Here is a 20,138-nt window from a genome sequence, read left to right as displayed (position 1 = left end):
CCGTCTCGATCACTGCCCTCAAGACGGCGAAACGGGGCCGGGTGCTGCACCGAGTCGCCGACAGTGACGTGAATCACAACCGGGGCGGGGGTGCTCCGCGACCCCGCGCCGGTGCCGCCCATGACGCGGGCGGCAGTCCGGCGAAGCGGAGGATCTCCGGCCGTCGGCGGCGGCGTCCCGTTCGAGCTGGATCAGGGCGTCCGTACGGATGAGCTCCCTGAACCCGAGGTACTCGGTGAAGAAGCGGCTGGAGGCGGCCGGGTCGCCGACCGCCAATGCCACGGTGGTGGACGTGATGTTCATGCCGCCCAGCCTGGGCCGGGCGGCCGACGTGAACAACGACGGTTCCCGCAACGTTCGTCAACCCTGGTGTCCGCGACGGGTTCGGTGCCGGGGAAGTGTCAGCGCTTGTCCAGGGACCGGTTGAACGCCTGGACGTCCTGCACGTACAGATCCGGCTGCTCCAGCGCGGCGAAGTGGCCGCCCCGGTCGAACTCGGTCCAGTGGCTGAGCGTCGGCAGCACCTTCTCGGCGAACCGGCGGATCGGCGGCGCCATGTCGTGCGGGAACACCGCGACGCCGGCCGGCATGGTCAGCGGCCAGGGACCGGCCCAGCCGGCGGCCGGGTTCTGGGCGGTGCGGTCGGCGGACTCGTAGTACAGCTGGGCCGAGGAGCCGGCCGTGGCGGTGAGCCAGTAGATGGTGACGATCGCCAGCATCCGGTCGCGGTCGACGGCGTCCTCGGGCACCGACTCGGAGTCGGTCCACTCCTTGAACTTCTCCACCAGCCAGGCCAGTTGCCCCACCGGTGAGTCGGTCAGGGCGTACGCGACGGTCTGCGGCCGGGTGGCCTGGAGCTTCAGGTGCCCGGACAGCTCCTGGTCGAAGCGCATCAGCTGGCCCAGGCGCTGCACGTCCTGCTCGGTGAGCTCGCCCAGCTCGGCCGGGTCCTCGGGCGGGAACGTCACCAGCATGTTCAGGTGCACGCCGGCCACGTGCTCGGGGTCGATCTGGCCCAGTTCCAACGACACCAGCAGGCCGAGGTCGGAGCCCTGGGCCAGGTACCGGTCGTACCCGAGCCGGGCCATCAGCTCCTGCCAGGCCCGGGCGATCCGGCCCACGTCCCAGCCGGCCGCGCCGGTCGGGCCGGAGAACCCGAAGCCGGGCAGGGTCGGGATGATCACGTGGAACGCGTCCGCCGGGTCGCCGCCGTGTGCGCGCGGGTCCGTCAACGGGCCGATGACGTCCAGGAATTCCACGAACGAGCCGGGCCAGCCGTGCGTGATCAGCAGCGGTGTGGCATCCGGCTCGGGTGAGGTGACGTGCACGAAGTGGACGTTCGCGCCGTCGATCTCGGTGGTGAACTGCGGGAGTTCGTTCAGCCGGGACTCCATCGCCCGCCAGTCGAACTCCGTGCGCCAGTACTGCGCCAACTCCTTGAGGTAGTCCACCGGAACACCACGTGCCCAACCAGCCCCTGGTACCTCGTCAGGCCAACGGATGTGCTCCAGCCTGCGGTTGAGGTCGTCCAGATCGGCCTGCGGAATTTCGATGCGGAAAGCTCGCATGTCTGCTCTGCCTTTCGTCCGGGATGCGCAAGCCACTATTTCCCGGGCGGCGGCCGGATCTTTCTCCGGAGTTGCCTTCTTTTCGGAACCGAACAATTTGGAAGAAGATCTCGAAAGCCCGCTGTGGCAGTGTTGTTGACGTAGGGACGTTCCGCTTTTGCACGGTCCTTTCCATTTGACCGAGGGGCACAGATGACGACCGCCGAAACGCAAGCGCAGCGGGCCGAGCTGGTCGGCCGGGCCACGGACCTGGTCGGCCTGATCCGCACGCGCGCCGCGTGGCAGGAGGAGAACCGGCTGCTGCACGACGAGGTGCTGCAGGGGCTCGTCGACGCCGGCCTGTTCCGGCTGCGGGTGCCGAAGCGCTACGGGGGATACGAGTCCGACGTCCGCACCGTGTGCGAGGTGATCGCCGAACTCGCGCGCGGGGACGGCTCGGTGGGGTGGACCGCCAGCACGCTGACGATCGGCTCCTGGCTGGTCGGCCTGTTCCCGGACGAGGTGCAGGACGAGATCTTCGCCGACCCGGACGCCCTGGTCGGCAGCAGCGTCAGCCCGAACGGGATCGCCGTCCCGACCGACGGCGGTGTGGTCCTCAACGGCAAGTGGGCGTTCAGCACCGGCGCCCTGCACAGCCGGTGGTTCATCCACTCCGCCCTGCTGGCCACCGAGGACGGCGGCCACGCCCCCGTCATGGTCGCCGTCCCGCTGACCGACCTGACGGTCGTCGACGACTGGTACACCTCCGGACTGCGCGGAACGGGCAGCGTGACGACGGTGGTCCGGGACCTGTTCGTGCCCGGGGCCCGGGTGCTGCCGCTGATCCCGGTGCTGGCCGAGAACAGGCACCGCTCGAAGCTGAACGCCGCCGCGCCGATGTGGCGGATCCCGTTCTCGCCGATCACGGCCGCCGGTGCCGCCGCCGTCCCGCTCGGCCTGGCCCGGGCCGCGCTGGAGGTCTTCCTGGAGCGGCTGCCGGAACGGAGGATCAGCTACACCCACTACGAGCGCCAGAGCGAGGCGCCGATCACCCACCTCCAGGTGGCCGAGGCGAGGATGAGGATCGACGAGGCCGAGTTCCACGTCCGGCGCGCAGCCGGGCGGGTGGACGGCAAGTCCCGGGCGGGCGAGGCCTGGAGCCTGGAGGAGCGGGCCGTCGCGCGGATGGACATGGGCGCGTCCTGCCTGCTGGGCAAGGAGGCCGTCGACCTCCTCAACACCGCCAGCGGCGGCTCCTCCATCTACTCGGACCAGCCGATGCAGCGGATCGAACGGGACATCCAGACGGTCAACCTGCACGGGGTGCTGCACCCGAACACCAACCTGGAGCTCTACGGCCGGGTGCTGTGCGGGCTGGAGCCCAACACCCAACTGATCTGACGCCGCTCCGCACGCACCGTTGCCGACGGACGGGCCGCACCGCCGGGAGCGCGAGCTCCGCGGCGGTGCGACCCGCATCCGGCCGGGTTCAGCAGGCGCCGTTGTCGGCCCAGACCCCCCACTGGCCGCTGAGGCTCGGGTCCTCGTTCAGGGTCCACCACTTGTTGGTCCAGTAGTGGCCCTTCCAGGAGACCTTGGTGCCCGCGGTGGCGTAGGTGGTGGTCGCGCTCCAGCTCGGCGCGGCCGAGCAGGTGCCGCCGGACGGGCTCGGGCTCGGGCTGGTGCTGTTGCTGGGCGTGGCGCTGGGGGTGCTGGTGGGCGGGGTCGCCCCGGCGAACTTCACCGTGAACTTGGTGAAGTCCCAGTCGTTCTGCACCACGCTGGAGCAGGAACCGGACAGGCCCGGGTCCACGGTGCCGGCGCACTGGCGGTCGCGGTTGACGGACCAGTAGGTGTAGCGGGCCATCCTGTGCGAGGTCGCGAAGTCCAGCACGGTCTGGAAGTCGGCCTGCCGGAAGTACTCGGCGGCATCGGTGCGGCCGTTCATCAGCGAGACGCCCTCGTGGGCGTACGCGGTGGCCTCGTTCCAGCCGAAGGTGCTCTGCAGGATGCCGTTGAACTTCACCAGCGCGTCGGTCTGCGCCGCCGCACCGTTGAAGCCGCCGTCGAACGGCATGATCGAGTAGTTGTCGGGGGTGAAGCCCTGGGACTTCGCCTCCAGCAGCATCTGGGTGCCGAACCAGCCGGTGCCGGCGTTGGTGCCCGCGGTCGTGATGGAGATGTAGATCCCCGGGTTGTTCTGCTGCAGGATCCGGGCCGCGCCGATCTCGTTGTGGATCGCGGCGGTGTTCTCGTACTCGGGCTCCTCGAGGTCGAAGTCGATCGCCTTGAGGCCGTACTTGGACACGACCTTCTGGTACGCGGCGGCGGTCGCCTCCGGGGTGCCGCAGGTCTGGCCGAGCTTGGTGCCGCCGTAGCCGCCCACCGACACCGAGACGTCGCCGCCCTTGTTGCGGATGGTCTGGATCACGGACGGCATGGTGGTGTCCGAGTCGATCGGGGAGGTCCCGCCCCAGGCCGGGCTGCAACTGCTGCCCTGGGCAAGGATGAAGGCCAGCTGGAACGCCTTCTGGCCGGTCGCGTCCATCACCGCGGCGGCGTTCGGCGGGCTGTTGTCCTCGGGCATCAGGTACGGCGCGGAGGCGTACCAGTTGGATCCGATCCCGGCGGCGGCGTTCGCCGGACCGGAGGCGGTGACGGCGGCGACCGTTCCGGCCAGCAGGCCGAACACGGACAGTGCGACCGCGACGGCGCGGCGCGGACTGCGCCGGGACGCCGGTGCCGGGGCGGGGGTGTGAGGGGGAAGTGCGCGTTCCATCGGGAACCTCTCCAGGAGGCGGCGAGGACGGCGGCCCGGGCGCGCGGAACTGACGGTGGGGGAGCGCTCCCGGGCCAACGGTCTGATACCAAGCCGAAGTTGACGTGACTGACCACTGGTATAGACCTATGCCAGGTCGCCGTCAACCTCTGCCGCGCGGTCACCGCCGGACCGCCTCCGGATCGACAAAGCGCAGGTCAACTGGGGGTCAAGGGGATTCAGTACCCGGTGAATTGAGGATCCGTCCGTTGTCACCGACGGTCCTCCGCACACGACTGCCGAACCGCCCCTACTGCGGGACCGATTCCGTGCCGGATTCCTCCCGGACGGGCAGGAGCAGCAGACTCACCGGGCCGGCCACTGGCCGGACCCGCCGGTTCTCCCGGCCGTCTGTCGGCGACGATCGGTAGGTTCATCCGCATCCGGTCCGGCTGCCCTGGCGGACCCGTCCCAGGTGAACGAAGGATGCGCATGGCCCGCCCCTACCGCCCCGGCCCGAAACAGTTCGTCTTCGCCGTCGGTGACGGCAACGACCACTTCGGCCAGTGGTTCGGCGACCTGGCCGACCTCGACGCGTCACCCGAGGTCCGCGGTGCCGCCAGCGCCGCCGCGATCACCACGGAAGCGGCCGCGATCGAGGCAGTCGCCCGGATCTGGGCGAACTCGGGCTACGTCGACCCGAGCGACCAGTACTACGTCTTCTTCGACTCGCACGGTGCCGAGGACGACCGCGCCGAACGGGCCGAACTGCTCCGGCTGATCGGGTTCCTCGGTCTCGAACGGGTCGACGCGCCGGCCGGCGCCGCCGGGGGCGAGGTCTGGGTGCGCACCGACGCACGCCTCGACGCCGCCTCCGCACGATGGGCGTGAAACAGCCGGTCCCGGGTGGGGCCGCGACGGCACCGTGCGGTCGGCCGCTACCGTTCCGGGGATGAGTGAGGCCATGAGAGACATCGTTTACACACGTACGAGCGGCTGGATCCCGCAGGTGGTCCGCGAGGACGGCGAGCTGAAGCTGACGCTCGGCGCCGGGGCCGACGCCAACCACGAACCCCGCACGTTCTCGTTCCCGATCGGCGCAGCCCATCTCGTGGTGATCCAGCAGGACCTGGCCCGGCACCTGTTGCTGTGGAGCGCGGTCCTCCCGCTGTGCGAGGCCGCCGGAACCCGGGGCGGGCTCGACCAGAACGCCGCCGTCGCGCTCCTGGACCCGATCCTCCTGGCCGAACCCGCGGACGTCGACGCGCTCTTCCGGCGCATCCCGTGGGAGACGGGCCGACTCGTCTCCCACGGGGCCGACATCGGCCTGCTCGAGCGCGGGCAGGTGTGCGCGGCGATGCGCGCGGCCACCGAGACGCCGGACGGGAAACGGGCCGCGACGTACCAGGTGACCCGCCGTCGGGCCGCGCGCGGAGTCGTACTCGGTCCGCTCGACACCGCGATCCTGAAGTACACGGGCCAGTACCTGCACGGCGCCACCGTCCCGGGACGGATACCCGGTGCCGTCGACCCCGCACTCCTGCCCGAGGTCATGCGGGTGGTCGGCGTTGCGGAGCAGGCGTGCGCAGGCCTGCGGATCGGCCGCGATCCGCGCCGCGGAAAACGCGCCACGGACAAGCGCGACTGGGAACGGATGGAGACGAGGGTCGAAGCGGCCGTGCGCCGTGCACACCCCGGGCTCGCCGAGGACGCGGTGCGCACGCTGAGTTCCCTGATGTGCTCGGAGGCCGCCGCCCGCTCCAGGAACACCCCTGTGGAGGACGAGGAGGAGGACACCGGTCAGGGCGCCGCCAGGAAGACGGCCCTGACCTTCACCGACGACAAGGGCGCCGAGCAGAAGTGGCGGCAGGACGGTCCCCGCACCGCCGTCGCGGAGTTCTGGGAGTTCGTCGGCGACCGCTCGGCCCGGGACAACGAAGTGTTCACCATCGAGGACGAGGAGATGGGCGAAGGGATCCAGGTCCACTTCTACGCCGACTCGGTCGCCCGGATCACGACGCTGCGCAAGGGCAGTGGCGGAGCGGAGCCGCAGTACCGGGTGGAGTACGGCCTGGTCGACGGTATGAGCGGGTACCGGAAGCTGGTGAGCACCTTCGTCCGCGGTGGTTGCGCCGCACTCGATCCCTACGGCCCCTGGATGTCGGACGTCGCCGAGTTCGAGCGCGCACGCCGGCGACGGCGCGACGCCCGGTAGTCCGGTTCGCCGAGCAGCAGTGCTCACCCTCGCTGTCGGGCCGCTGCGCGATCAGCGGGACAGGTCCGCCGCCAGCTCGTCGCGCCAGCGCACGGACAGGCGCAGGTTCAGGACCGTCTCCGCCGCCGCGGGCAGCGGCAGCAGCAGGAACCGGCGCAGGGCCCCGGCCGCCGCGTCCCGTCCGTGCCACGCCGCGAAGTCGGCCTCGGTGACGGGCGCCGGCTCCTGCTGGTGGCGGGCCGCGTCGAGCAGTCCGCGGACGGCCCGGGTCTCGGCCCGGATGGTCCGCATCCGCAGGTCGAGGGCTCCGTCGGCCGCCAGGTCCACCGGCTCGCCCCGACCGGCCTGCGCCAACGCCCGGACGATCTCCGGGTAGCCGTCGGTTCCGGTCTCCGCCGCCAGCCGGGCGAGCTGCGCCGCCACGGCGGAGCGCAGCCGCTCCGGCGCGGTCCGCTGCACCAGGGTGCCGAGGTCGAAGTCGCGGACGAAGGTGATCTGGTGCCGCGGTTCCGGGAGTTCGTCGAGGACCGGCAGCAGCAGCGCACTGGCCAGCGGTGCCGACGCGTCGTCCGCCGGGTCCCAGCTGATGCCGTGATCCGCCGTCAGGGCGGCCAGCAGCTGAGTGTAAGCGGCGGTCGAGCCGGGCCAGGGATCGACGCCGATCCGCTCCCACTGCTCTCCGTCGGGACCGGTCACGTAGTCCTCGCGCGGCGACATGACCCGGTGGCCCGCCTCCGGAAGCTCCGTGCCGTCCTCCACCACGGTCACCCGCACCTCGGGGCCCTCCTTCGCCAGCCGCACCACCCGGGTGCCGCGGGACAGCCGTCCCATCACCTCGGCACGGCCGAACTGGGCGTCACCGCCCTCCTGGGTGGCGTACGACCACCCGTCGCCGCAGGACCCGGCCCGGACCATCGGGCGGTGCGCGGCCCAGGGCGCACCGGCGGCCAGCCGGGCCTGCTCCCGGCTGCGCGGCCCGGCGGTCGCAGGCACGGCGCCCAGTCGGTCCAGCAGCTCCCCGGGGTCGATGCCCGCCACGAACACGACGTCCGGCTGCACCGGTGCTGCGGGCTCGGCTCCGAAGAGCCCGCCGCTCCCGAAGGCGACGGTGAGGTGAAGCCCGTCGGACTGCGGGCCGGGCGGGGCCGGTCGGGCCGTGGACGGCACCTGCGGCTCGGCGGCGCGGGCAGCGAGGTCCAGGGCGGAGGCCGGGTCGGCGACGAGCGTCCTGCCGCTGTCCCAGATCAGCCGGCCGTCATGGGCCAGGGGTGTCTGCCCGGCGAACGGCGATCCGTGCTCCAGCGCCGTGGCGACGTCGGAGAGGACCTGCCGCAGTCCCGACCAGGGGGTGAAGGCCGAGCCCGTCTCGTCGAAGTACCGGCCGACCCGCCCGCGGTGCGGGCCGGGGCGGGTGGCCAGGAAGAGCCCGTCGGAGGACTGCCAACTGATGCCCAGGGTGACCAGCAGCCGTTCGTGCGGCCAGTACGCGTACTCGTCGCGCTGCTCCTCGTCGAGCCCGTCCTCCTCCTCGGCGTCCGCCCCGATCCCGCGCAGGAACTCGGTGCTCTGGACGATCTCCTCTACTCCGGACGGCGGTCCGTAGTGGTCGAGTTCGAGCGTCCCGTCCTGGAGCTCCACACCGTCGTGGCGCAGCAGCGACTCCCGCAGGTCCGGCGGAAAGGCCACCCCCAGCCGGAGTTCGGCCGCCGCGACGTCCGCCGGGACGGCGGGCGGTCGCAGCAGCCCGTGGGTGACGGGGGCGTGCTGCGCGAGCCAGCGCTCGATGCGGTCCCAGGACTCGTCGACGGTGAACGTGATCATGCCCGTCACCCTAGGCCCGGGCACCGACACCCGGACGGGCCGGGGCCCGTGCTCAGCGGGCGACCGCGCGGGCGTAGTCCTGGTCGCGCGCCAGCAGTTCGCGGTGGGTGCCCTCGGCCGTGACGGCTCCGTCCGCCAGGACCAGGACCCGGTCGGCAGCGTCGAGCAGAGCCGGGCTGCTGGTGACCACCAGGGTGGTACGGCCCCGGCGGAGCTGCACGAGACGGTCGGCGATCGACTGCTCGGTGACCGCGTCGACGGCGGTGGTCGGGTCGTGCAGCACCAGGATGCCGGCGTCAGCGGCCAACGCCCTTGCCAGGGTCAGCCGTTGGCGCTGGCCGCCGGAGAGGTTCGACCCCCGGTCGTGCACCTCGTGGTCGAGCCCCCGGGAGTGCAGGGCGACCACATCGGTCAGCATGGACGCCCGCACCGCCTCGGCCACCCTCGTACCGCTGCCCGCCGGGTCGATGTTCGAGCGGAGCGTGCCCGCGAAGACCTCGGCGTCATGGGGGTTCACCAGCAGCTCGGCACGGACGGACGCGACCGAGAGCTCCGCCAGCGGCCGGCCGCCGAGCCTGACCACCCCCTGGTACCCGTCGGAAGGCACGTGCAGAGCCAGCACCGCGAGGAGGTCGGCCGCCTCCTGCGGCCGGTGCGCCAGCACGGCGGTGAACTCCCCTGCGGGGAGCCGGAGTCCGAGGCCACGCAGGGATCCGTACCGGAGCCCGTCCAGCTCCAGGCCCTCGCCGGGACCGGGAGCGGCGCGGTCCGGTCCCGGCCCGGTGACCGGCGGGGCGGACAGCACCAGGGCCATCCGCTCCGCCGACGCGCGCGCCGTCATCACGTACTTCGGCATGTCCGCGCACAGCTTGAGCGGCTCCAGCACGAACTGGGCCAGACCGACCGCCATGACCAGCTCGCCGATGCCGATCCGCCCGTCGAGGGCGAGCCAGCCGGCCGCCAGCGACACCGTGACGGCGAGCACCGCGTTGAGCGTCAGCGCGGTGCCCGCGTAGGTGCCGTTGGCCCGGGCGACGGTGACGGCCTGGTCCCGGGCCCGGGAGCTGAGCCGGCGGTAGGAGAGGAAGGCCGCGTGGTTGCCCCCGAAGCCGTGCAGCGGGCGCAGTCCGTTGATCAGGTCGGCGACCTTCGCCCCGGCCTGCGCCACCCTGGCCTGCTGCTCCTTGGTGCTCCGGCCGATCCGTCCCGACAGCAGGCCGAGCACCGCCAGGATGGCGGCGCTCCCGGCCACCACCAGGACGCCGAGCCCGATGCTCGCGGTGCCCAGGGCGACCGCCGTGACCGCCACCGCGACCAGCGAGCTGATCAGCACCGGCACCACTTCGACGATGTCCGCCGTCTGGTCGGCGTCCTCGGTGGCGATGGTCAGCACTTCACCGGAGCGCAGCCCGGTGTCCCGGGCCACCGGCTCGAGGCCGCAGGCCGCGACCCGGACCCGCCAGTGGTGCGCCTCGGTGGTGTTGGCCCGCTGGAGGATCCGCATCCCGAACCGCCAGGACAGCGAGACGGTGGTGATGATCGCGGCCAGGGCCGCGAGCGCCACGGCCAGGGACACCGGGCTGCGTTCGGCGAGCGTGTGCTCGACGATCAGGCCGAGCGCGATCGGGAAGGCCGTCTCGCCGGCCTGGTACAGGCCCATCAGGGCGGTGCCCCGGAGCATGGCGCCCGCGTTGCGGCGGAGCGCGGTACGGAGGATCTCGGAGCCGGGGGTGCGGGGGCGCAGAAGGCCGGGAAGGTTCATCGGGTGACGGACAGTCGCTTCCGGAGCTGGTGGGGGAGAGGTTCTCGACGGCCGGTCCGGGCCGGTGTCATCCGGTCCGGACCTTCGGGCGTTCCGGGTCGCTGCTGCCCCGCCAGGCATGCCAGAGGCGCGCGTACCGGCCGTCCAGCGCGACCAGCTCCGCGTGGGTGCCCTGCTCCACGATCCGCCCCGCATCCAGGACGGCGATCCGGTCCGCCGCGGCGGCCTGGGTCAGCCGGTGCGCCACCAGCAGGGTGGTCCGGCCGGCGCGGGCCGCCTCCACCGCCCGGTCCAGGCCGGCGGCGCCCGCGCTGCCGGCCTCGGCGGTCGACTCGTCGAGCACCACCACCGGGGCCCGGCCCAAGGCCAGCCTGCAGAGCGCGAGTTGGGCCACCCGCAGCCCATCCGGTCGGACGCCGCCCTCGCCGACCACGGTCTGCAGCCCGTCAGGCAGCGACTCGACCCAGCCGAGCGCGCCGACCGCGCGCAGGGCGTCCGTCAGAGCGGCGTCGGTGGCCTCGGGCGCGGCCAGCCGGAGGTCGTCGGCGAGCGGTCCGGAGAACACGTGCGTCTCCTGGGTCAGGATGCTCACCAGGCTCCGCACCTCCGCCTCGCCGAGGCCGGCCAGCGGGACGGAGCCGATGAGCACCCGGCCGGTCTGCGGCGTGCCGATGCCGGCCACCAGGGCGGCCAGGGTCGACTTCCCCGCGCCGCTCGCGCCGACCAGCGCGAGCGAACCACCGGCCGGGATGGTCAGGCTGACGTCCCGTAGCACCGGCCGCTCGGCTCCAGGGTGACGGAAGGTCAGCCCCTCCACCACCACCGAGCTGTCGGCGGGCCCGGCCGGGGCGGTCGCCGGATCGCCCACCAGCCGTTCCGCCGATGGCTCCGAGAGCACCCCGACCAGCCTGGTCAGGCTCGCACCCGACTTCTGGAACTCGTCGAAGGTGAACATCACCGCGCCCAGCGGGTTGAACAGCCGGTGGAAGACCAGCGGCGCCGCCGCCACCGCGCCGAGGCTCGCCGATCCGTTCTCCAGCAGCACGTAGCCGACCAGGACGATCAGCGCGAGGCCGATGAACTCCGCCCGGTTCTCCCGGCCGACGAAGCGGCCGAAGAGCCGGAAGACCTCCACGCCGAGATCCCTGACCCGCAGTGACTCCTCGGCGACCCGCCCCCGGAACTCCGGCTCCAGCCGGTAGGCACGGACGGTGTCGATGCCGTTCAGTCCGCTGATCAGCACCTGGGCGCGGTCACCCTGCGCGGCCCGCTGCCGCCGGTAGAGCGGTGCGGAACGGGGCAGGTACCAGCGCAGCGCGAAGCCGTACGCGGGCAGGCTGCAGGCGCCCGCCACACCGAGGCGCCAGTCGAGGCCGAACATGCCGACCGTGGCGATCACCACCAGGACCCCGGCGGAGAGCACCGTGGGAACGGCCGACCGGATCCCCCGGGACAGCACGGCGACGTCGTCGCCGACCCGGGACAGCACGTCCCCCCGGCCGACCTGTGCGATCCGGGCACCGGGCAGTCCGAGCACCGTCCGCACCGCGCCCTCCCGCAGCCGGGCGAGCAGGTCGGCCCCGAGCCGTCCGATCAGCCGGGTCGACACGGCGGTGGCCGCCGCACCGAGCAGTGCGGCGGCCACCATCACGGCCCCGGTGCCGAGCAGGGCCGAACGCGACCCGCCCCCGGCCACCCCGTCGACCACCCTGCTCAGCAGGAGCACGGGGAGGATCTGGAACGCGGCCCCCGCCACCGTGCTGAGCACGGTGGCGGTCGTCAGCCAGCGCCGCTCCCGGCAGTACGCCGCGACCCAGCGGGCCGCCTCGCCACCGGTGGTCGTCCGCAGCACGGCCGGACCGGGCCCCGTTCCGCCGTCGTCCACGCTCAGCCGACCGACTTGACGAGCTCGTCGATGGCGTACGGCACGGAGAGCAGCGTGGCCTGCGAGATGGCCGCGCCGGCCGCCGGGCCCTCGCTGTCCAGGAGGTAGGAGACCTTGCCGTTCTTGGCGACCTTCAGGTTGGTGAAGAGCTCGAACTTCTTGAGCGCCTCGGTGTCGGCCTTGTCGTTGATGACGAACACCCGGTCCACGTCGACGAGTTCGGTCCGCTCCGGGGAGAGCTGGGTGTAGAACTTGTCGCCCGCGATCTTGTCGATCTCGGTCTGCGCCTTGAAGCCCATGCCGGTCAGGAGCTGACCGCGCACGTCGGTGCTGGTGAAGGGAGCCAGCGAGTCCTTGTACCAGGACAGCGCGACGGCGGTCTGGCCGGCGAACTCCGGGTGGGCCTGCTTCGCCGCCGCGAGCTTGTCGTTGATGCCCTGGACCATCTTCCGGCCCTCGTCGGCCTTGCCGACGGCCTTGGCGATCTGCAGGGCGTTGTCCTGCCAGGGAGCGCTGAAGGGCTCCTTCTCCGCCTTGGTCCGGCCGACCGTCGGGGCGATCTTCGAGAGCTTGTCGTAGCCGGCCTGGTCGATCTCGGAGTAGACCGCGACGATCAGGTCGGGCCGCAGCGCCGCGATCTTCTCGAAGTTGGGGCCCGCGTCGCCGTTGCTCATGATGACCTCGGGCTTGGCGTCGCCCCACTTGTCCTTGACCCAGGGCCACTGGGTGTTGACGTCGGGGCTGGTGCCGGCCGGGTTCGGGTACTGGTCGACCATGCCGACCGGCTTGATGCCGAAGGCCAGCACCGACTGGTCGTCGGTGTAGCCGACGGTGACCACGCGCTGGGGGGCCTTGGTGACGGTGGTGGACCCGAAGGCGTGCTCCACCGTCACGGGGAAGGCACCGGAGGCGGCCGCGTCACCCGCGCCGGCCTTCCCGTCCTGGTCCGACGCACCGGAACCGCAACCGGCCAGCAGCCCGGCTCCGAGGGCGGCTGCCGTGGCGGTCACTGCCACCCGCTGCCAGGGGCTGGTGCGGTGGGAACGGTCGAGGAGCATGCGGGATCCCTTGCCTTCGTGCGGTCGTGCCGAGTCGGACCGGGCTGCCTGAGCAACCCGGCTCCGATGATCATATTAGGTGAGCCTAGCCTAAGCTTCGGGGTGCTTCCGGACCCACCCGGCCTCCCGGTCGTGCGTCCGGCCCTGCTTCCGGCCGATCGGGACGATGAGCGGGCCGCCGCTCACCGGGTCCTCGACCACCTCGGCCCGCAGGCCGAACGCCTCCGCCAGCAGCTCGGTGGTCACCACCGCGCCCGGGTGCCCCTGGGCCAGCACCGAACCGGCCTTCATCACCACCAGGTTGTCGCTGTAACGCACCGCCAGATTGAGGTCGTGCAGCACCATCACCACGGTGCGCCCGGCCTCCCGCAGGTCGTCCACCAGATCGAGCACCTCGACGGCGTGCGCGAGGTCCAGGAAGGTGGTGGGCTCGTCGAGCAGCAGCAGGTCGGTGCCCTGGGCGAGGGTCATCGAGATCCACACCCGCTGGCGCTGACCGCCCGAGAGCGTGTCGACCGGACGGTCCGCCAGATCGGCCACCCCGGTCATGGCCAGCGCGTCGGCGACCACCGAGGCGTCGTCGGAGGACCACTGCCGGAGCCAACTCTGGTGCGGGTGGCGGCCCCTGGCCACCAGGTCCGCCACCGTCAGGCCGTCGGGCGCGACCGGCGACTGGGGCAGCAGGCCGAGCTTCCGCGCCACCTCCCTGGTCCGGAGCCGGCCGATGTCCTCGCCGTCGAGCAGGACCGCCCCGGCGGTCGGCCGGAGCAGCCGGGAGAGGGTGCGCAGCAGGGTGGACTTGCCGCAGCCGTTGGGCCCGATGATGGTGGTGGTCGCACCCCGGGGGATCACCACGTCCAGGGCTTCGATGACGGTCCGGTCGCCGTAGCCGACCGTGACGCCCGCGGCCGCCAGGCGTGCGGGCTCGGCGGCGGGCGCTTCGGCCACGCGGGTCTGATCCACGGTCAAGACTGTTCCTCTGCTCGGGGGGTGCGGAACTGCGGCGGGCACGGTCAGCGGCGGTTGGCCCGCACCAGGAGGTGGACCAGGAACGGGCCGCCGATCGCGGCCGTGACCACGCCCACCGGCAGCGAGACCGGCAGCACCGTGCGCGAGACCAGGTCGGCACCGATCAGCAGAACGGCGCCCACCGCCCCGGAGGCCGCCAGCGGCGGGGTGGCGGAGCGGGTCAGGCGCATCGCCGCCTGAGGGGCCATCAGGGCCACGAACGGCACCGGTCCGGCGGCGCTCACGGCCGTCCCGGCCAGCAGCACCGCGCACAGCAGCAGCACCGCCCGGACCCGGGAGTACCTGACGCCCAGGCCGGCGGCCACGTCGTCGCCCAGGTGCAGCGGTCGGAACTGGAAGGCGGCGGCGGCCACCACCACCAGCAGCGCGGCCGTGCCCCAGAGCGCCGGCCGGACCTCCTCCCAGGACCGGCCGTCGAGCGAACCGACCAGCCACGCCTGCGCCCGCGCCACGTCCCTGATGTCGGCGGCGGTCAGCAGCCAGCTCGTGACCGCCTCCGCCGCGGCGCTGACCGCGACCCCGATCAGGATCAGGCGGAAGCCGTCGATGCCGCGCCGCCAGGCCAGCAGGTAGACCAGCAGGCCGGTGCCCAGGCCCCCGGCCAGCGCGGCCGCCGAGATCCCGATCGAGCCCGCCAGCGCCGACGCGGCACCGCCCGAGACCGTCACCAGGAAGACCGCGACGGCACTGGCCCCGCCGGTGACGCCCAGGATGTCCGGGCTGGCCAGCGGGTTGCGGGCGACGGACTGGGTGATCGCCCCGGAGATCCCCAGGGCCACCCCGACCACCAGTCCGGCGGCCGCCCGGGGCAGTCGGAGGTCCATGACCACGAACTCGTCCACCCGCTCGCCCCGGCCGAAGAGCGTGGCGAGCACGCGCGGCAGGCCGATCGGGAAGTCCCCGACCGCGATGGACACGCAGAACAGCAGGAACGCCGTGCCCACCAGGAGCAGCGTCACCAGGAGCAGCCTGGGCCGCCAGGGGAAGGACGTACCGGCTATCCGCAGGCCCGGTGCGAGCGCGGGCGCCGTCGACTCGGTCATGTGGTCCTGAACCTCCCGCGCCACACCATGGCGGCGAAGAACGGGGCGCCGAGCAGCGCGACCAGCAGGCCCGCCTCCAGCTCGCCCGGTCTCACCACCAGACGTCCGACGATGTCGCAGAGCAGCAGGACGAGGGCGCCGAGCAGCCCGGCGAACGGCACCGACCAGCGGTGGTCCGGTCCGGTCAGCGGGCGGGCCAGGTGAGCCACCATCAGACCCAGGAAGGCGATCGGGCCGCAGGCGGCCGTGGCCGCGCCCGCGAGGAGGGTGATGGCGGCGATGCCGACGGTCCGCATCAGGGCGATGTTCACGCCCAGGCCGCGCGCCACGTCGTCCCCCAGGTTCAGCAGGTTGAGGGTGGGCAGGGTGGCGAGCGCCAGGCCCAGCCCGAGCACGACGAAGAGGGTCATCGGCCAGATCACCCCGAAGCCGACCCCGGCCACCGATCCGGCGTTCCAGAACCGCAGCGCGTTCAGCGCGGCCTTGTCCGACAGTGCGACCGCCGTGGTCATCGCCGCGAGGAACACCGTGACCCCCTGGCCGGCCAGAGCCAGCGTCAGCGGGTTCCCCGCGCCGCGGCCGATGCTGGACAGGCCGAAGACCACGACCCCCGCGACCGCCGCTCCCAGGAAGGCGAACCAGACGTACTGGAACGGGTCGGTGAGGCCCAGCAGCGAGATCGCCGACACCACCGCGAACGAGGCGCCGGTGTTCACTCCCAGCAGCCCGGTGTCGGCGATGGGGTTGCGGGTGTAACCCTGGATCAGTGCACCGCCCACGCCCAGCGCGAGGCCGGCCACGACGGCGAGCACCGTCCTGGGCAGCCGGACGGTCTGCACGATGAGCCGGATTCCGGTGAGCTCCTGGTCCGCGACGGGCGGGTCGAACAGCCCGTGCCAGACCTCGCCGGGGGTCAGCGCGCGGGCGCCGACGAACAGCGAGAGCACGGCGGTGACCAGGACGGCGGCGCCGAGGACGCCGAGGCCGACCCGTCTGCGGCGGAGTTCCGAGGCCTGGTGACGCGCCGCCGGTGAATCTGTGGTCGTGCCCATGGTGACGTGCGTGATCCCTCGTGAACGCCGTGCTGTCCGAACCCCGTGCCACCCGGGCCCGGTGCGCTGCCGGCCTCCGGGCGCGACTTAGGCGAGGCTAACCTGATGAGCGCGCAATGTCGACCTTGCTCGGAGCGCCGTGGCGGCGAGGGCAGGTCCGGGTACACCGGCCGCAGGCCGTCCCGGAGTTGGCGCCGACCTCGGTCGACTGAGGCTCAGGTGGCACTTTTGCCTTCGATCATGAGGCGAAAAGCTGAACAGAATGGAAAATGAAAGGCGTTGGCCCGAATCGGGTGTAGGATCTGAAGCACAGAGGGTGAGCCGGGGGATCGGCATCGCGGTGATGCCAACGGAGCACCCATCGACTGGGGGATTGCCATGACCTACCACCTCGAAGCGGCCCGGGCGACGATCGACAACCGCCTGCGGGAGGCCGAGGACTACCGCCTCGCCCGTACGCTCCGACTGAAGAGCCGTGCCGCGCGCGCCGCCAAGCGTGCCCGCAAGGCCTGACCGCATGAGCACCACCGGCAACGGGCCGTCACCAGAACACTGGTGACGGCCCGTCCGTGTTTCCCGGGCCGCTCGGCCCGGGCCGGCTGATGCGGTGTCAGCCGTGCGACTCCTCGGTGGAGTGCGAGTCGGTGAGGCTGAGCGCGCCGAAGGCCGTGACCAGGCCGACCACCAGTGCCAGTACGGCGTAGGTGATCCGCTCGCCGTGGAAGAACGACTGGACCAGGGCGCTGTCCCAGACCCCTGCGGGCAGCTGCGTGGTGACCAGGGCGGCGATCAGGGTGCCGACCACGGCGGTGCCGACGCTGCTGCCGACCTCCTGGGCGGTGTCGTTGAGGGCTGTGCCGATCGAGGTGCGGTTGGCCGGCATCGCCTCGACCAGGGCGATGGCGCAGATCGTCATGACGGTGCGCAGGCCGATGGTCAGCACCACCATGCAGAGCGCGATGGCGGCGTACCCGTGGTCGACGCCCCAGGCGAGGCCGGCCAGTGAGCCGGCCAGGCAGGCCGCGCCGACCAGGCAGGCGATGCGGTGACCGAAGCGTCCGGCGAGCCACTCGGACAGCGGCGTCGCGACCAGCATGGTGACGATGATCGGCAGGTTCGCCAGGCCGGCCCGGACCGGGCTCCAGCCGTAGGCGTACTGGAAGTGGAGGATCAGCCCGAACATCACCGCGGCCATCGCGATCGCCGTGCCGAGCTGCGCGATGGTGGCGCCGCGGACGGTGCCGTTGGAGAAGAGCTTGAGGTCCAGCATCGGGGAGGAGCTGCGCCGCTCGTGCCGGACGAACGCGACGGTCGCGAGCAGGGAGCCGAGCACCGATCCGAGCGTGACGGCGGAGAGCCAGCCGTGCTCGACGCCGCTGGTCAGCGCGTAGCAGGCCAGGCCGATGGCGGTGACGCTCAGTGCGGCGCCGGGCAGGTCGAGCCGGTCCTGGGTCAGGTCCTGCGGCCGGTCGGCCGGGACGCCGAGCCGGACGCCGATGGCGGCGATCAGGGCAATCGGGGCGTTCACCAGCAGCAGCCACTGCCACTGCACGTGGGCGAGCGCGGTGCCGCCCAGCACCGGGCCGAGCACGAAGCCCGACATGCCGACGATGATCATCACGGTCATCGCCCGCATCCGCAGGGCCTGGTCCTCGAAGAGCCGGAAGACCAGCGAGTTGGTGATCGGCGCCATCGCGGCGGCGGCGATGCCGAGGGCGGCCCGCAGGGTGATGAGCTGACCGGTGCCGGTGACGAAGACGACACAGAGGCTGATCAGGCCGAACGCGGCCAGACCGACCAGCAGGACGCGTCGGCGGCCGAGCCGGTCGGCCATCGATCCGGCGGTCAGCAGCAGGCCGCCGAAGGTCAGCGAGTACGCGCCGGTGACCCACTGGAGGGCGGTGGTGCCGCTCCCGAGGTCGCGGCCGATGGTCGGCAGCGCGATCGAGAGCAGGGTGTTGTCGACCATCTCGACGAAGAAGGCCAGGCAGAGCGCGGCCATCGGTATCCACGCTGCGCGCAGGGACGGGTAGGTGCCCGGTGCCGTGGGCGCGGGGGCGGTACTGGTGCCGGCCATAGGCGGCCTCCTCTCGGAATGTCGCCGAGTATCGAACGACGTTCCACAGTAGAACGCAGTTCGATAATTCTGCAAGCTGTGATTGGATGGGGACCATGACACGCCCGCGCCCACGTCCCGCCGACCGGCCGACCCGGGAGCGCCGACGGGCCTCGCACTCCCTGGAGGCCGTCCTCACCGCAGCCGTGGCCCTGCTGGACGAGGCGGGTGAGTCCGCGCTGACGCTGCGGGCCCTGGCGAGCCGGCTCGGCACCGGCGTCGGCAGCATCTACTGGTACGTGTCCGGCAAGGACGACCTGCTCGACCGGGCCATCGACTACGTGCTGGGCGGGGTGCTGACCGCCGACGACTGGCGCACCGTCAGCGACGACCCGGTCGACGACCTGCGCGGCATGGCCGTCGCGCTGTTCGAGGCCGTGGTGGACCGGCCCTGGCTGGGATCCCGCTTCATGCGCGGCATCGACGCCCCGAGCAACACCCTCCGGCTGTACGAGGAGCTGGGGCAGCAGGCACTCCGGCTCGACCTGACGCCGCGGCAGCGGTTCCACGCCGTGTCGGCCGTCGTGGGCGTCGTGGTCAGCAACGCCGTCGACCTCGGCCAGGACCCGCCCGAGGCGGTGCTCGACGGCAGTGTGGACCGGGACGAGTTCCTCGGCCGCTACGCCGAGACCTGGCGCGCGCTCGACCCGGCGGAGTACCCGTTCGTGCACGACATCGTCGACGAGTTCGACGGGCACGACGACCGGGAGCAGTTCCTCGCCGCGCTGGACCTCACCCTGGCCGGCCTCCGCCTCCAGGCCGGACGGTAAATCCGCTGGGCCCGCCACCAGGGCCGATGCGAGGATCTGCGGATGAACCACATCATCAGGGCGGTACGGCACGAGGACTGGGCGAGGATCAGGGCGCTGCGGCTGGACGCGCTGCTGGACCCGGTCGCGCACCTCGCGTTCCACGACACCCACGAGCGGGCCGCGGCCCAGCCCGACGACTTCTGGCAGGGCCGGGCCGCCGGGGTGGCCGAGGGCCGGGCCGGTCGGCAGTTCGTCGCGGAGGCCGAGGACGGGCGCTGGCTCGGCACGGTCTCGGTGCTGGTCGAACGGCCCGGCGTCGAGACCTTCTTCGGTGACGTGCCCGAGCTGGCGCAGACGCACATCGTGGGCGTCTTCGTCCGGCCCGAGGCCCGCGGCACCGGGCTCGCGGCGGAGCTCTTCCGCGCCGCGCTGGAGTGGTCCTGGTCGCTGGCCGAACCGTCGGTCGAACGCGTCCGGCTCTTCGTGCACGAGGACAACGTCCGGGCGGAGGCGATGTACGGCAAGGTCGGCTTCAAGCGCACCGGCCACTCGGTCCCCGCCGCCGGAGCGCGCAGCGACTACGAGCTGGCCCTGCGCCGCAGCTGAGGCCGCGGGCTACTGCGCGGGCAGCAGGCCGTCGGCGACCAGGCCGCGCAGGACCGCGGCGGAGAGGGTCTGAACGGCCGTCAGGGGCCGGACCATCACGGTGAACTCGTTGATCCGGCCGTCCTGGTCGAACTGGAGCTGATCGATGCCGTGGATCTGGCGGCCGTCCACCGTGGTGCGGAACGGCAGGATCACCGCCGGGGCGGCGGGTCCGCCGCCGGTGGTCTCGGTGCTGCCCTCGAACCCGCCCAGGTAGCGGAAGTCCTCGAAGGTGCGCAGCAGCACGCCGAACAGCCCGAGCACCAGCGGGCGGCCCTCGAACGGGCTGAACTTCACCGGGCTGTAGAACCGGATGTCCGCACTGAACAGGTCCGCCAGCGCGGCGTGCTCGCCCTTCTCGACGGCGGTGCGGAAGCGGTCGGCGGTCGGTGTCACGGGGTCTCCTCGATAGTCATCGATCTGACTAGTCAGTTTCTTGAGTATGATGCAGGGGC

General features: G+C 72.3%; 18 protein-coding genes. 6 read left to right on the top strand and 12 right to left on the bottom strand.

Annotated features, from left to right (window positions below; all coding sequences use genetic code 11):
- Positions 1-18: 18 nt before the first annotated feature.
- Positions 19-303, bottom strand: coding sequence for a VOC family protein (locus tag ABT118_RS07850; RefSeq protein ID WP_350645775.1), 285 nt, complete (start codon positions 301-303; stop codon positions 19-21).
- 98 nt (positions 304-401) lie between these two features.
- Complete coding sequence (locus tag ABT118_RS07845; RefSeq protein ID WP_350645773.1) at positions 402-1,568, bottom strand: epoxide hydrolase family protein; 1,167 nt, start codon at positions 1,566-1,568, stop codon at positions 402-404.
- Positions 1,569-1,760: 192 nt separating this feature from the next.
- Between ABT118_RS07845 and ABT118_RS07840 the strand changes: the two genes are divergently transcribed.
- Positions 1,761-2,948 carry an acyl-CoA dehydrogenase family protein gene (locus ABT118_RS07840; RefSeq protein WP_350645771.1) on the top strand — a complete coding sequence of 396 codons (1,188 nt, stop codon included), beginning with the start codon at positions 1,761-1,763 and terminating at the stop codon, positions 2,946-2,948.
- Positions 2,949-3,036: 88 nt separating this feature from the next.
- On the opposite strand, the gene ABT118_RS07835 is transcribed toward ABT118_RS07840, so the two are convergent.
- Positions 3,037-4,326, bottom strand: a complete 1,290-nt coding sequence (locus ABT118_RS07835; protein ID WP_350645769.1) for a chitinase — start codon at positions 4,324-4,326, stop codon at positions 3,037-3,039.
- A 471-nt stretch (positions 4,327-4,797) separates the two neighbouring features.
- On the opposite strand from ABT118_RS07835, the gene ABT118_RS07830 reads away from it, so the two are divergent.
- On the top strand, positions 4,798-5,196 hold the full coding sequence (locus tag ABT118_RS07830; protein WP_350645767.1) for a hypothetical protein: 399 nt from the start codon (positions 4,798-4,800) through the stop codon (positions 5,194-5,196).
- Positions 5,197-5,269: 73 nt separating this feature from the next.
- A complete protein-coding gene (locus ABT118_RS07825; protein WP_350645765.1) occupies positions 5,270-6,520 on the top strand; it encodes a DUF6357 family protein in 1,251 nt (416 codons plus the stop codon).
- Between the two features lie 51 nt (positions 6,521-6,571).
- Here the strand turns inward: ABT118_RS07825 and ABT118_RS07820 are convergent, their stop codons facing one another.
- From ABT118_RS07820 to ABT118_RS07790, 7 genes are all read right to left on the bottom strand, one after another.
- On the bottom strand, positions 6,572-8,341 hold the full coding sequence (locus tag ABT118_RS07820; protein ID WP_350645763.1) for an SMI1/KNR4 family protein: 1,770 nt from the start codon (positions 8,339-8,341) through the stop codon (positions 6,572-6,574).
- Between the two features lie 52 nt (positions 8,342-8,393).
- Positions 8,394-10,103 carry an ABC transporter ATP-binding protein gene (locus ABT118_RS07815; RefSeq protein WP_350645761.1) on the bottom strand — a complete coding sequence of 570 codons (1,710 nt, stop codon included), beginning with the start codon at positions 10,101-10,103 and terminating at the stop codon, positions 8,394-8,396.
- 67 nt (positions 10,104-10,170) lie between these two features.
- The gene (locus ABT118_RS07810; protein WP_350645759.1) at positions 10,171-11,955 is read right to left on the bottom strand and encodes an ABC transporter ATP-binding protein; all 1,785 of its coding nucleotides are present in this window, start codon (positions 11,953-11,955) and stop codon (positions 10,171-10,173) included.
- A 35-nt stretch (positions 11,956-11,990) separates the two neighbouring features.
- On the bottom strand, positions 11,991-13,046 hold the full coding sequence (locus ABT118_RS07805; RefSeq protein ID WP_350645758.1) for an iron-siderophore ABC transporter substrate-binding protein: 1,056 nt from the start codon (positions 13,044-13,046) through the stop codon (positions 11,991-11,993).
- A 90-nt stretch (positions 13,047-13,136) separates the two neighbouring features.
- Complete coding sequence (locus ABT118_RS07800) at positions 13,137-14,015, bottom strand: ABC transporter ATP-binding protein (RefSeq protein WP_350645756.1); 879 nt, start codon at positions 14,013-14,015, stop codon at positions 13,137-13,139.
- Positions 14,016-14,059: 44 nt separating this feature from the next.
- Positions 14,060-15,118: a FecCD family ABC transporter permease gene (locus tag ABT118_RS07795; protein WP_350645754.1), complete on the bottom strand. Its 1,059-nt coding sequence runs from the start codon at positions 15,116-15,118 to the stop codon at positions 14,060-14,062.
- A complete protein-coding gene (locus ABT118_RS07790; RefSeq protein WP_350645752.1) occupies positions 15,115-16,170 on the bottom strand; it encodes a FecCD family ABC transporter permease in 1,056 nt (351 codons plus the stop codon). The genes ABT118_RS07795 and ABT118_RS07790 overlap by 4 nt, the downstream gene beginning before the upstream one ends.
- A gap of 378 nt (positions 16,171-16,548) precedes the next feature.
- Here ABT118_RS07790 and ABT118_RS07785 point away from each other — a divergent pair, with 378 nt between their 5' ends.
- Positions 16,549-16,683, top strand: coding sequence for a hypothetical protein (locus tag ABT118_RS07785; protein ID WP_350645750.1), 135 nt, complete (start codon positions 16,549-16,551; stop codon positions 16,681-16,683).
- Between the two features lie 97 nt (positions 16,684-16,780).
- Here the strand turns inward: ABT118_RS07785 and ABT118_RS07780 are convergent, their stop codons facing one another.
- Positions 16,781-18,247 (bottom strand): MFS transporter, encoded by a 1,467-nt coding sequence (locus ABT118_RS07780; RefSeq protein WP_350645748.1) that lies wholly within the window; start codon positions 18,245-18,247, stop codon positions 16,781-16,783.
- Positions 18,248-18,408: 161 nt separating this feature from the next.
- On the opposite strand from ABT118_RS07780, the gene ABT118_RS07775 reads away from it, so the two are divergent.
- Positions 18,409-19,056 (top strand): TetR/AcrR family transcriptional regulator, encoded by a 648-nt coding sequence (locus ABT118_RS07775; RefSeq protein ID WP_350646298.1) that lies wholly within the window; start codon positions 18,409-18,411, stop codon positions 19,054-19,056.
- A gap of 42 nt (positions 19,057-19,098) precedes the next feature.
- Positions 19,099-19,644, top strand: a complete 546-nt coding sequence (locus ABT118_RS07770; protein WP_350645746.1) for a GNAT family N-acetyltransferase — start codon at positions 19,099-19,101, stop codon at positions 19,642-19,644.
- A 9-nt stretch (positions 19,645-19,653) separates the two neighbouring features.
- Here ABT118_RS07770 and ABT118_RS07765 read toward each other — a convergent pair whose 3' ends face one another.
- On the bottom strand, positions 19,654-20,079 hold the full coding sequence (locus ABT118_RS07765) for a nuclear transport factor 2-like protein (protein WP_350645744.1): 426 nt from the start codon (positions 20,077-20,079) through the stop codon (positions 19,654-19,656).
- Positions 20,080-20,138 lie beyond the last annotated feature (59 nt).

The sequence above is a fragment of the Kitasatospora sp. NPDC002040 genome (assembly GCF_040296785.1).
Lineage (GTDB): Bacteria > Actinomycetota > Actinomycetes > Streptomycetales > Streptomycetaceae > Kitasatospora.
This window is presented reverse-complemented; position numbering and strand designations above follow the sequence as displayed.